This window comes from Chungangia koreensis, from assembly GCF_042651785.1.
Taxonomy (GTDB): Bacteria; Bacillota; Bacilli; order Bacillales_A; family Planococcaceae; genus Chungangia; species Chungangia koreensis.
In genome coordinates this window covers 175,478-188,035 of record NZ_JBHSEC010000007.1, presented here as the reverse complement: position 1 = coordinate 188,035, position 12,558 = coordinate 175,478, and the positions used below count along the sequence as shown (strand labels likewise).

13 protein-coding genes are annotated in these 12,558 nt (G+C 42.6%); 3 read left to right on the top strand and 10 right to left on the bottom strand.

Annotated elements, in window-relative coordinates:
• Positions 1–343 precede the first annotated feature (343 nt).
• Positions 344–1,222, bottom strand: coding sequence for a nucleotidyltransferase-like protein (locus tag ACFOZY_RS07105; protein ID WP_378153783.1), 879 nt, complete (start codon positions 1,220–1,222; stop codon positions 344–346).
• A gap of 138 nt (positions 1,223–1,360) precedes the next feature.
• Between ACFOZY_RS07105 and ACFOZY_RS07100 the strand changes: the two genes are divergently transcribed.
• The gene (locus ACFOZY_RS07100) at positions 1,361–1,714 is read left to right on the top strand and encodes a YgzB family protein (protein ID WP_378153781.1); all 354 of its coding nucleotides are present in this window, start codon (positions 1,361–1,363) and stop codon (positions 1,712–1,714) included.
• Positions 1,715–1,800: 86 nt separating this feature from the next.
• Here the strand turns inward: ACFOZY_RS07100 and perR are convergent, their stop codons facing one another.
• The 4 genes from perR to bcp all read right to left on the bottom strand — a co-directional run bounded on the left by perR (position 1,801) and on the right by bcp (position 4,334).
• Positions 1,801–2,241 (bottom strand): peroxide-responsive transcriptional repressor PerR, encoded by a 441-nt coding sequence (perR, locus tag ACFOZY_RS07095; protein WP_378153779.1) that lies wholly within the window; start codon positions 2,239–2,241, stop codon positions 1,801–1,803.
• A 96-nt stretch (positions 2,242–2,337) separates the two neighbouring features.
• Positions 2,338–2,889, bottom strand: coding sequence for a cob(I)yrinic acid a,c-diamide adenosyltransferase (locus ACFOZY_RS07090; protein WP_378153777.1), 552 nt, complete (start codon positions 2,887–2,889; stop codon positions 2,338–2,340).
• Positions 2,890–2,891: 2 nt separating this feature from the next.
• The gene (locus tag ACFOZY_RS07085; RefSeq protein ID WP_378153775.1) at positions 2,892–3,836 is read right to left on the bottom strand and encodes a D-2-hydroxyacid dehydrogenase; all 945 of its coding nucleotides are present in this window, start codon (positions 3,834–3,836) and stop codon (positions 2,892–2,894) included.
• A 21-nt stretch (positions 3,837–3,857) separates the two neighbouring features.
• A complete protein-coding gene (gene bcp / locus ACFOZY_RS07080; protein ID WP_378153773.1) occupies positions 3,858–4,334 on the bottom strand; it encodes a thioredoxin-dependent thiol peroxidase in 477 nt (158 codons plus the stop codon).
• A gap of 122 nt (positions 4,335–4,456) precedes the next feature.
• Here bcp and ACFOZY_RS07075 point away from each other — a divergent pair, with 122 nt between their 5' ends.
• Both ACFOZY_RS07075 and ACFOZY_RS07070 read left to right on the top strand, forming a co-directional pair.
• Positions 4,457–5,752 (top strand): glutamate-1-semialdehyde 2,1-aminomutase, encoded by a 1,296-nt coding sequence (locus ACFOZY_RS07075; RefSeq protein ID WP_378153771.1) that lies wholly within the window; start codon positions 4,457–4,459, stop codon positions 5,750–5,752.
• A gap of 71 nt (positions 5,753–5,823) precedes the next feature.
• Entirely contained in the window at positions 5,824–6,906 is a 1,083-nt protein-coding gene (locus tag ACFOZY_RS07070; RefSeq protein ID WP_378153769.1) for an FUSC family protein, read from the top strand.
• Positions 6,907–6,950: 44 nt separating this feature from the next.
• On the opposite strand, the gene ACFOZY_RS07065 is transcribed toward ACFOZY_RS07070, so the two are convergent.
• The 5 genes from ACFOZY_RS07065 to ACFOZY_RS07045 are packed head-to-tail and all read right to left on the bottom strand — an operon-like array spanning position 6,951 to position 12,534.
• Positions 6,951–7,835: an ABC transporter permease gene (locus tag ACFOZY_RS07065; protein ID WP_378153767.1), complete on the bottom strand. Its 885-nt coding sequence runs from the start codon at positions 7,833–7,835 to the stop codon at positions 6,951–6,953.
• A 17-nt stretch (positions 7,836–7,852) separates the two neighbouring features.
• The gene (locus tag ACFOZY_RS07060; protein ID WP_378153765.1) at positions 7,853–8,866 is read right to left on the bottom strand and encodes an ABC transporter permease; all 1,014 of its coding nucleotides are present in this window, start codon (positions 8,864–8,866) and stop codon (positions 7,853–7,855) included.
• A 60-nt stretch (positions 8,867–8,926) separates the two neighbouring features.
• Positions 8,927–10,528 (bottom strand): ABC transporter substrate-binding protein, encoded by a 1,602-nt coding sequence (locus ACFOZY_RS07055; RefSeq protein ID WP_378153763.1) that lies wholly within the window; start codon positions 10,526–10,528, stop codon positions 8,927–8,929.
• On the bottom strand, positions 10,521–11,540 hold the full coding sequence (locus ACFOZY_RS07050; protein ID WP_378153761.1) for an ABC transporter ATP-binding protein: 1,020 nt from the start codon (positions 11,538–11,540) through the stop codon (positions 10,521–10,523). The genes ACFOZY_RS07055 and ACFOZY_RS07050 overlap by 8 nt, the downstream gene beginning before the upstream one ends.
• Positions 11,521–12,534 (bottom strand): ABC transporter ATP-binding protein, encoded by a 1,014-nt coding sequence (locus ACFOZY_RS07045; RefSeq protein WP_378153759.1) that lies wholly within the window; start codon positions 12,532–12,534, stop codon positions 11,521–11,523. Before ACFOZY_RS07045 ends, ACFOZY_RS07050 begins: the two co-directional genes overlap by 20 nt.
• Positions 12,535–12,558 lie beyond the last annotated feature (24 nt).

The following is a 12,558-nucleotide window of genomic DNA, read 5'->3' as shown; positions in this document are numbered from 1 at the left end:
CGTCCTGAGCCAGGATCAAACTCTCCATAAAGAGTATGAGTTAAGCTCATAAGTTTTGCTGGCATCATAATGATGTCCAAATTTGTTGTCTGTTTTGTCCAACGGAGGTTGGATCAAAACAAGTGTTTGTTAGACGTTTTGCTGTTCAGTTTTCAAGGTTCATTGCGTCTCTGTCTCTCAACAGCGACTTTTCTAATATAACATTTCATTATTATCGTGTCAATAACTTTATTAAGCTATTTTTGTTACTCGCTTCTCTTAACCTGGTCGGTCAGAAGCGACGTTAATTATCATAATACGTTCACTTAGCAATGTCAACATTGTTTTTAAAGTTTTTTCATTATCATTTTGGAGATAATGATTCAACATTGTAGTACCTATGAAAGATCCCTTCACCTTTCGTATTCAATCGATCAATTTGTATTAGACCTTTATCCACTAAATATTCGATAAACACTTCAAGGTCTACTGAGTAGTTTCTAAGCTCTTCTTGTTCATGAAGTTCTTGGATCGACCATCTTTCCTTCTGGGACATCACTTCTATAATGTGTCGCGCGCCATCCTCTGTACGGGAATGTATAAAAAACTCACTCGCCAAGAACAAAAGCTCAAGCCTTTTTTCGATTTCTTCTTCACTTGAAATAAGCTCTTCATATAATTTATAAATTGAAGGTTCTATTTTCTTCACTTGATTCCACACTGTTACTTCCGGATATAAACCATTTTCAATTACCGCTAAGCGTGCTAAATGATGCAATGAATCTATGATTGAATTATAGGCATCCATGTAGTTACGTTGTTCGAAGAATACTTTCCCCTCTAAATAACGTCTAATCAATTTCGCAAATTCCAAGCCCATCTTAATCTTCCTACCATAGAAAGGAAAATCCTTCAGTTCAGTTTTCAGCTCTTTTACATACTCATTGCGGTCAAAGAGAACTTTTCCAAAGAACAGCCAGTCGACAAGCTTCCGATTCGTTCCTAATAGAAGCCATTTTCTTAATTGCTTTTCAGTCACGACATGAACAGCAGCTTTTGCGTCACCGCTCGTATAGTGTTTTGTATAGACGGGACGCTCACCCTCTTTGGCCAAAATCAAAAGAATCGAGTCAAATGTATCAGTAATCGGATCGTCCTTTTCCCTTTTTTCGATTAATAGGACACCCAATGTATTCGTTTGACTAGCTTTTTCTAAGTATATCGGACGTAATAACTGCTCCATCTTGATCCCTCCAGATCCTTTCCCTCACAATATTTTCGACACAATTGAAAGAGAATCCTTCATTTCCTTTATCAAAAAACCTTTCTCATTTAGAGACGTGTGCTATAGTAGTGTTGTAACTAAGGAGGCAATTTTAGCATGAAACCATATAAGAATAAAATTAACCGAATTCGTACGTTTGCGCTATCCTTGATTTTCATCGGATTTATCATTATGTATATCGGGATTTTCTTTAGAAATCATCAAGTTATCATGTTGATCTTCATGCTTTTAGGAGTTGTGGCAATTATTGCCAGTACTGCTGTATATGCTTGGATCGGTATGTTATCGACAAAAGCCATTCAGGTGGAATGTCCTAATTGTGGAAAACATACAAAAATGCTGGGCAGAGTTGACATGTGTATGTATTGCCGTGAGCCGCTCACTTTGGATCCCAACCTTGAAGGCAAGGAATTCGACGAGGACTATAACCGTAAAAATAGTAAATCGTAACGTTAAAACACACATGGCACATTTGGCCATGTGTGTTTTTTTGCAAACAAAAAGCCGAAACATCAGCAAGTTTCGGCAAGATTAATTTAATTGACAGTTGTTTGGGAAGCACATGTCGGACACTTACCGTAAATCTCCATACGATGTGAATTCACTTGGAATCCTGTTACATGGGATGCCACATGTTCCACTTCGTCCAGAGCGGGATAATGAAAATCGACAATTTTACCGCAATCCTCACAGATGATGTGATAATGATCATGTGTGACAAAGTCGAACCGGCTGGAAGAATCACCAAAAGGAAGCTCCTTTACAAGGCCTGATTCCCTGAATACACGAAGATTATTATATACTGTCGCTACACTCATGTTCGGGAAATTCGGTTCAAGCGCCCGGTATATATCATCTGCTGTTGGATGGGCCATGGAACTGATCATGTACTCCAAAATTGCAAGACGTTGCGGTGTTATTCTTACACCGGTCGATTTCAACGTGTCCAGCGCGTCTTTCAATTGAACTTCTGACATCGCTACACACCTCAATTCTAAAGATTGTTAAATGATAATTGTTATTATTAGTTTACTTAAGAATGGGTGCTTTTGTCAATTGGGACACTTTACAATCTACGATTGATGAAGCCCGATTTCTTTTTGACCAAGTTTCATATTAACAAACCTCGCTGCCACAAATAGCAAGTCGGATAAGCGATTCAAATAAGCAAGGACAAGTGGAGAGACGTGTTGACCAGCTCCAACGGAAATTCGTTCCGCCCTTCTGACTACCGTTCTTGCCACATGGAATGCAGCCCCAGCCGGGTGCCCTCCCGGGAGAATGAAATTCGTCAAGTCCGGCAAGCTGGTATCCCAAAGGTCGATCCATTGTTCTAACTTTTGGATCTCTCCCTCTTCCAATTTCCATTTGACTTCCTTGCCAGCCGGAGTTGCAAGCTCTGCACCTACATGGAAAAGTGTTGTCTGGATTTGATGGAAAGCAGATAACAATGCATCTTTTCCCTCAAAAAACTCCCCATTTAGATGGCTGAGTGCATAACCGATTACGGAGTTTGCTTCATCACAAGTTCCATACGCTTCCACTAATACATCGTTTTTCGGGACTCTCGAACCATAAACCAACGATGTAGTACCCTTATCCCCCGTTTTTGTATAGATTTTCATCCTTAATAACCCCTTTTCAGATCAATCTTGTTCTGAACATCTTCTTCCCCGTTCAGCCATTTTCTTAAATTATATGTAAAAACCTGCAGTGATCGGGGAATGTATTCGCTTGAATGACTGGATACATGAGGTGATACCGTTACGTTTGCCATCCGGTAAAACGGATGATCTGACGTAAGTGGCTCCTTTTCAAAAACATCGAGGACCGCATGGCCGATTTTTTGTTGATCCAGCGCATCGATCAGCACTTGTTCATCCACTAAATCACCGCGACCAAAATTCATAAAGATTGCATCATCTTTCATGTCGTCAAAATGTACAGCTGTCAAAAGCCCTTTCGTTTCCGGAGTGCTTGGCAATACAGAGATTATTATGTCCGCGTCCGGCAAACGTGTAATCAGCTTTTCAAATGAAATCATTTCATTCATATGCTCACTTAGTCTTCCGGACCGATTGCAGCCGATCGTAAATACTCCAAACGCTTGCAAAAGCCGACCAATTTCCGAACCGATTGCGCCTGGTCCCAATATGATGGCTGTCGATCCTTTCAATTCTGAAGACCCGAGTTTTTTACTCCATTCTCCTTCGCGTTGGAATTCATATATCTTCGGCAAAGAGCGTTTCAGTGACAAGATATGTGCCAACACCGACTCAGCCATCGGCGTTTTATGAATTCCCCGTACATTTGTAACTAAGATTTTTCGCTCCTCTAACTTTCGAAGCGGCATTTTCTCCAATCCAGCCGAGGCAACCATCACCCATTTTAGATTCTTTGCCTGCTCTATCTCATTTTCGCTCAAGTCTTCCCCGTACGTCACGATTATTTCAGCTTCCGTAAGCACGTCTACATCAAGCTTCCCGGCGAAACGAAAAGCAATATCCGGGAATTCCTCCCGTAATTGGCGCTCATGTTCTTCCTTTATTTTAAACGTAAACAGTACAACCATCCCAGCATCCCCATTCTCTACTTATTTTTTTGTCAGTTCCTTTAGCGTGTTTAACGCATCCTCAACATGTCCGTCCACTTTGACTTTACGCCATTCCTTTACTACTGTACCCGTCGGATCTATCAAGAAGGTGGATCGTTCTATCCCCATGTACTCTTTTCCGAAATTCTTTTTCAGCTTCCAAACTCCATAAGCTTCCGAAACTCCATGGTTGTCATCAATTAATAACGAAAATGGAAGTCCGTGTTTTTCAATGAATTTCGTATGCATGCTCTCGTCATCTGGACTTACTCCTATGATCACTGCATTCAATTCCTCAAAAGACTGATGAGCATCCCTAAAATCACAGGCTTCTGTTGTACAACCTGGCGTTGAATCCTTCGGGTAAAAATAGAGTACAACATACTTCTTACCGGCGAAATCCTTTAGTGAAACTGTAGTCCCTTTTTCATTTTTCAATGAGAAATCCGGGGCTTTCAAACCTTCTAATGTTGTCATGTCCATTCCTCCAAACTCATTTTCTTTCATCGTACCGAAGACGGGGTCCACTTTCAATTCTTTGGCGTTATGCAGATATTTTGTCTAAAATAAAGGATGGAAAAGAACGGAGGCATTTAATAATGAAGCATTCTAAATCAGAAGAATTGCAAAAAGAAGCGTTGGAACATATCGTCGGAGGTGTCAACAGCCCGTCAAGATCTTATAAAGCTGTAGGCGGTGGTGCACCTGTGGTCATGGAACGAGCGGAAGGAGCATACTTCTATGATGTAGACGGTAACCGATACATAGACTATTTAGCCGCTTATGGTCCGATTATTACGGGACACGCTCACCCGCATATTACAAAAGCAATCACGAAAGCTGCTGAAACTGGTACGCTGTACGGAACACCGACTCCCCATGAGATTACATTCGCCAAGATGCTGAAGGATGCCATTCCTTCCATGGATAAAGTCCGGTTTGTAAACTCCGGAACAGAAGCGGTCATGACTACGATCCGAGTATCACGCGCCTATACAGGTCGGACGAAAATCATGAAGTTTGCAGGATGTTACCACGGACATTCAGATTTGGTCCTTGTGGCTGCCGGTTCCGGTCCAGCAACTTTAGGCACACCGGATTCCGCTGGCGTTCCGAAATCGATTGCGCAGGAAGTCATTACAATTCCTTTCAATGATCCAGATGCTTATAAGGAAGCAATGGACAAATGGGGAGATGAGATTGCCTGTATCTTAGTCGAACCGATTGTCGGTAACTTCGGGATTGTAGAACCGAATGAAGGTTTCTTGAAAACTGTCCATGAACTTGCGAGAAAGCATGGCGCATTGATCGTATACGATGAAGTGATTACTGCGTTCCGCTTCCACTATGGCGGTGCTCAAGATATGCTCGGTTTCAGTCCTGACTTGACTGCACTCGGGAAAATTATCGGTGGAGGTCTTCCAATCGGGGCCTACGGCGGCAGAAAAGAAATCATGGAGCAAGTGGCACCTTTAGGTCCAGCTTATCAAGCAGGAACGATGGCAGGGAATCCTGCTTCGATGTTAGCCGGGATTGCATGCCTGGAAGTACTTCAACAGCCTGGTGTTTACGATGAACTTGATCGTCTTGGAAGAATATTAGAAGAAGGAATTCTAACTTCTGCAGAAAAACACGGAATTACTATCACCATTAACAGATTGAAAGGTGCATTAACGGTTTATTTCACAGATGAAAAAGTCGAGAACTATGATCAGGCAGAAGCATCGAACGGGGAAATCTTTGGAAAGTTCTTTAAACTGATGCTTTCTAAAGGCATCAACTTGGCACCATCAAAATACGAAGCATGGTTCATTACAACTGCCCATACGGAAGAAGATATTAAAGATACCTTACAAGCTGTAGATGAGTCATTTGCAGAGTTAAAAAATTTTTAAACAGATTGACCATCTTTTGGAATTGCGGTAAAGTAGCGGAAACAGTGAACGTGAAAGGATTTTTTACCTAAATGAAATTGGGAGCCCGTATTATAAAAACCGGCTTGGCCATCGTGGCCGCCTTATTTGTCGCGAACTTGCTGAACATGCCTACTCCGGTATTCGCAGGAATTGCTGCTATCTTCGCCATCCAGCCTTCCATCTATCGATCATACTTAACGATTGTTGAACAAATTCAAGGTAATTTTATAGGGGCCGCAATTGCGGTTCTGTTTGGCTTAATGTTTGGCCATGATTACCTGATTGTGGGGTTTGCCGCAGTCATCACGATTGGTATTATGACAAAGCTTAAGTTGGAAAAGGTAATCTCTTTGGCTTTAGTGACGCTTATTGCCATTATGGAAATTCAAGGTGATGACTTCCTGACCTTTGCTCTGATCCGTTTCCTTACCATTTTAATCGGGGTGTTAGCGGCATTTTTAGTCAATTTGATGTTCATACCACCAAAATATGAAACAAAACTATTCAGGAAAATCCATCATACACAAGATGAAATCATTCGGTGGATCCGCTTGACCGGCCGCCTCGCATCCGAGCACTCGGCTACTAAGGAGTCTATTGAAAATCTGAAAGAAGAATTAACGAAGATTGATAACTTGTACTCTCTCTATAAAGAAGAACGAAGCTATTTTAAGAGTATAACGCGGTCTAAAATCCGTAAACTGGTCGTATATAGGCAAATGATTGCTACAACGCGCAGCAGCTTGGACGTATTGCAAAGATTGCATCGCTATGAAAATGAAATGACACAGCTTCCTGAACATCTTCTGATGATGATACAAGAACGGTTCGACTTTGTTCTAACGTATCACGAACAGCTTCATTTGAAATATGTCGGAAAGTTAAAGCCGGAATTATCTTTCGACATTGAGGACATTGAAGCTATTCACCGCCAAGAAGTCATGGAGATTTTCGTAAATGAAATTGCAAAAGCAAAAGAAGAGGAAGATTTTTCTTCCTATCATTTACTCCACGTCCTTTCTTCCCTTCTCTATTATGAGGAGCAGTTGGAACATCTGGATCGGCTCATTGTATCCAGACAAAAGTTCCACAAGGAAAAAACTAAAATTGAACTTGAAGAAGACTATTCTTAAAACAAAAATGGAATCTGCCAGATGCAGATTCCATTTTTGTTTAGTCAATTTTTCATCTTAGGATCGAGTGCATCACGCAAGCCATCACCCATTAAATTGAAGCCGAGAACCGTCAACATGATCGCTAAGCCCGGGAAGACTAATGTCCACGGTGCATTGGTCAAATATTGCTTGGAATCAGAAAGCATCCTTCCCCACTCCGCTTGCGGCACTTGGGCACCAAGGCCGAGAAAACCGAGTGCTGCAGCTTCCAAAATGGCTGTAGCAATCGCCAGTGTACCTTGAACGATGATCGGTGCCATCGAATTTGGTAAGATGTGAGATATTAAAATCCTGTTGTCTTTCATTCCGATGGCCTTTGCAGCGACAATATATTCATCTTGTTTAACACTAAGCACTTTTGACCGAATGAGGCGGCCAAAAGTCGGTATATTAATAATCGCAATAGCAATCAACGCATTTTGAAGGGAAGGTTGTAAAACAGCTACAATCGCAATCGCCAACAAAATCGATGGGAAAGCAAGCATGATATCGAAGATTCGCGAGATGATTGTATCCCACCACTTCCCATAGTAACCTGCAATAATGCCTAATATGCTTCCGACAATGATCGAACCGATAACAGATAGAAAACCGACAGTTAAGGATAATCTTGCCCCATGTATGACACGTGATAAGATATCACGCCCATAGTCATCCGTTCCGAACCAGTGTTCAGCTGATGGAGCCTGCAATCTGATACTCATATTCTGATCATTCAAACCTTGAGGAGCAATCCAGGGACCAAAAATCGCCAGTATGACAAAGAATAGGACGATTGCTGTTCCTACGATCGCCGCTTTACTTTTCTTAAATCCGTTCCAAGCTTCTCTCCATGGCCCGGTTGTTTTTTCCTCAACTGATATTACTTCCTTCGTTGCAATCGTCATATGTTTTCGCCCCCTTCTCAGTCATACTTAATGCGCGGATCAATGAAGCTGTATAAGATATCGACCAGCAAGTTGATCATGACAAAGATGAATGCAATAACTAAAATACCGGACTGAATGACTGGATAATCACGGAAGCTAATCGCATCGTAAATATATCGTCCAATTCCTGGCCAGCCGAAAATGGTTTCAGTCAAGATTGCACCGCCCAACAACATTCCCATTTGTAGTCCAATAACCGTCAATACAGGAATAATCGCATTTTTCAATGCATGCTTATAAACGACGAAGAACATTTTTTGCCCTTTAGCACGTGCTGTACGGACAAAATCCGATTTCATCACTTCCAACATACTTGAACGTGTCATCCGTGCAATGATCGCCATTGGAATAGTGGCCAATGCAATTCCGGGTAAGATCAAATGTCTGATTACTTCCCCTAACTGATCAAAGCGTCCTTGCATGATCGTGTCTAAGATATATAAATGAGTAATGGCGTTTACCGGGTTCCGGACCTCTTCACGGCCAGTAGTCGGAAGAAGGTCTAATTGAAGGCTGAAGACCCATTGCTCCATCAGGCCAAGCCAGAAAATCGGCATAGATACACCAATCAGTGCAACTACCATTGCTGCGTAATCGAACCACGTGTTTTGGAACCATGCAGAAATGATTCCTGCATTTACTCCAATAACTACTGCGATGATCATGGCGAATAATGCTAATTCAAAGGTGGCAGCAAGATAAGGGACAATTTCCTTTGAGACTGGTGACATCGTTCTCATGGATTCGCCTAAATCCCCACGGAAAATATTCAATAGATAGTCGAAATACTGAATATACCATGGCTGATCCAAACCGAGCTGTGCACGAAGTGCTGCAACAGCCTCCTTGGAAGCTTGCTGACCTAAAATCACCTGTGCTGGATCACCAGGAATCGCACGGATCATCATAAAGACGACGAAAGACATCCCCAACAGTACTGGTATTAGTTGTAATAATCGTTTGCCAATATAGTGAAGCAATTTCTTCACCTCTCCATCCGGTAAATATGTAAAAAGGGGAGGGAGTAATTGACCCCTCCCCGTCATTTCTTACTTGAAATCTACATTGTGCAATTTATCCGAACCAGTCGGATGTGGTAAGAAACCTGTTAAATCTGCTCTTCCCGCCAGTAAAGGAGTAGAGTGAGCAAGTGGAACCCATGGTGCATCCTCGAAGATGATTTCTTGTGCTTTCGCGTAAAGTTCATTCCGTTTGTCCTCATCAACTTCTGTTTGTGCCTCAATCAGAATGTCATGAAGTTCGTCATTGCTATAGTACGTATAGTTATTGCTGCCGATATTGTCTTGGTCAAGCAAAACATATAGGAAGTTGTCAGCATCCCCGTTATCTCCAGTCCAACCGAGCATGAACGCGTCTGCTTCCCCTTTGCTTGCTTTGTCAAGATATGTTGCCCATTCAAACGATACGATTTCTGCTGTGATACCTACATCAGCAAGGTTCTTTTGAATGACACCGGCAACTTTCTGACCATCTGGCATATACGGACGAGGTACTGGCATTGCCCATAGTTGCATTTCGAATCCATCCGGATAACCTGCTTCAGCTAAAAGTTGTTTCGCCTTTTCAGGATCGTAATCATAACCCGGGATATCATCGTTATATCCGCTGATTGAAGAAGGCATTGGGTTTTTCGCAATATCTGCGCGTCCTTCAAAGAATGAATCAATAATGTCTTTCTTATTGATTGCGTGGTTAATCGCCTGTCTGACTTTTACGTTATCAAACGGTGGGCGTGTAACCGTTAAACCAAGGTAACCAACGTTCATGGACGGGCGCTCAAATAGTTGTAGGTCATCATTTCCTTCAATTGTTTCACCATCAGAAGGGTTGATGCCATCAGCCAAGTCGATCTCACCTTTGAGCAACGCGTTCAAGCGGGCTGTGTTGTCCGGAATAGATTGGAAGATGATCCGATCTAACTTCGGATATCCTTCTTGCCAGTATTCTTTGTTTTTCTCAATGGTAATTTTGTCATTCGCTTTCCATTCAACAAATTGGAATGGACCAGTTCCGACCGGATTGAATCCGAATTGCTCATCACCATGTTTCTCGAAAGCTGTTGGACTCGCAATCGCGAACATTGGCATTGCAATATTTTTCAAGAAAGGAGCTTGAGGACGTTTTAATTTGAATACAACCGTGTAATCGCCGTCAGCAGTTACCGAGTCGATTACGTGACCTTCATCCCCTTTAAATCCTCCAAACATAGAACCGTAATAAGGAAACTTATCATCATCTCCATTTGCCCATCTTTCAAAGTTCTTTACAACTGCATCCGCATTGAAGTCAGTTCCGTCGTGGAATTTAACGCCTTCTTCAAGGAAGAACTTATACGTCAATCCATCCTCGGCAACTTCCCAATCCTTCGCTAAAAGCGGTTGCACTGTCGTATCTTGCTCACCAAAATCCAGTAATGTTTCGTATAGATTTTTTGTGACCTTGAATGATTCTCCTTCAGTTACGCGAGAAGGATCCAAAGACGTAGAGTCAGCTCCACGGCCAAATACTAAAACCTTTTCTTTCCCATCACTGGAAGCATTTCCATCACCGCCTGATTGGCAGGCAGCTAAAACGGTAGAAATGACTAACAGGAGCATAATTGCAATTGACCACTTTTTCTTTTTAACCAACAATGACCCCTCCTACATTGCTTTTTATATCATTGTCGAATTGCCCATTATATAAGTGGCAAGCGACAGAATGACCTTTTTCTGCTTCTATGAGCTGCGGTACTGTTTTCGAACAAATTTCCATCGCAAACGGACAACGCGTATGGAACGTGCATCCGGATGGCGGATTCGAAGGGCTTGGGATATCCCCTTTAACAACGATTTGATCTCTCTTGAAATCAGGATCAGGAACCGGAACAGATGATAGCAGTGCTTGTGTGTATGGATGGAGCGGCTTGTCGTACAGTGATTCACTGTCAGCAAGCTCTACCATTTTGCCTAAATACATTACACCCACTCGGTCACTGATATGCCGGACGACCCCCAAATCATGCGCAATGAAGATGTAAGTGAGCTTAAAATCTTTCTGCAAATCTTGCATAAGATTCAAAACTTGCGATTGAATGGAGACATCCAAAGCCGATACCGGTTCATCGGCAATAATCAGTTTCGGATTGGTCATCAATGCACGGGCAATGCCTATTCGCTGTCTTTGCCCCCCGCTGAATTGGTGTGGATAACGTTTCGCATGATATGAGCTTAAACCTACCACTTCCAAGAATTCTATTACTTTCTTTTTCCTGGCGGCAGCATTCCCCATGCCGTGTACGATCAGCGGTTCTTCTAAAATCTTTCCTACCGTGTGCCTTGGGTTAAGAGAAGCATACGGATCCTGAAAAACCATCTGAATGTCTCGTCGTGCTTTTCTCAATTCTTCCTTGGATAATGTCATCATGTCTTTTCCGTCGAATTGAATCTTGCCTTCGGTCGGCTCCAATAGACGCATGAGCATCCGCCCAGTCGTTGACTTGCCGCATCCGGACTCGCCGACAATACCAAGTGTTTCTCCTTCATTGACGTAAAAAGATACATCATCCACGGCCTTTACGTGGCCGGTAACTTTACTAAGAATCCCCTGTCGGATCGGGAAATACTTTTTTAAGCCTTCTACTTTAAGCAAGGGCGTGGTCATCGACGGACACCTCCGATTTGTCATACAGGAAGCATCTTGTCTTATGGACATCCGATGTTTCGTATAGACCAGGATTTTCTTTCAAACAGCGGTCGAATGCGAATTCACACCGTGCCGCGAATCTGCAGCCGCTCCGTACAGTACCCGGTTTCGGAACATTCCCCGGAATCGAATAGAGCTTTTCTTTCTTCACACGGACATCCGGCACCGATTTGATCAGCCCTTTCGTATATGGATGCTGGGGATCCTTGAAAATGACATTCACCGGACCCTCTTCCACGATCTGTCCAGCATACATGACAATGACCCGTTCACATGTTTCAGCTACCACTCCTAAATCATGTGTAATGAGGAGCACCGCTGTATCCAATCGTTCATTCAACTCTCTAATCAATTTGAGGATCTGTGCTTGGATCGTCACATCCAATGCAGTTGTCGGTTCATCGGCAATAAGCACTTTCGGATCGCATATTAAAGCCATCGCAATCATGACCCGCTGTCTCATCCCTCCAGACAACTGGTGTGGATATTCTCGTATGAGCTCTTCTGCACGTGGCAGTCCGACTAACTTCAACATTTCTACCGCTCGATCTTTCGCTTGCTTCTTCGACCAGCCTTTCTTATGTATGAGTATAGCTTCGATCAATTGATTGCCAATTGTAAAAAGAGGGTTGAGCGAAGTCATCGGTTCCTGAAAGATCATTGCAATATCATTCCCTCGGACTTTCCTCATTTCTTTTTCATCCAAGCCAACTAAGTTGCGTTCATTGAATAAGATTTCGCCACCTGTAATTCTTCCAGGCGGTTTCGGAACAAGTCCCATGATTGAAAGAGAAGTAACACTTTTACCGCAGCCAGATTCCCCGACAATCCCCAAGACTTCTCCTTCCTTAACGGAAAAATCGATTCCGTCAACAGCCGGTATTATTCCATCGTCTGTGAAGAAGGAAGTTTGTAAATCTTGAATCTTTAATATCTCTTTTTTATCATTCATATTCTCATCCCCATTCACAGTTAG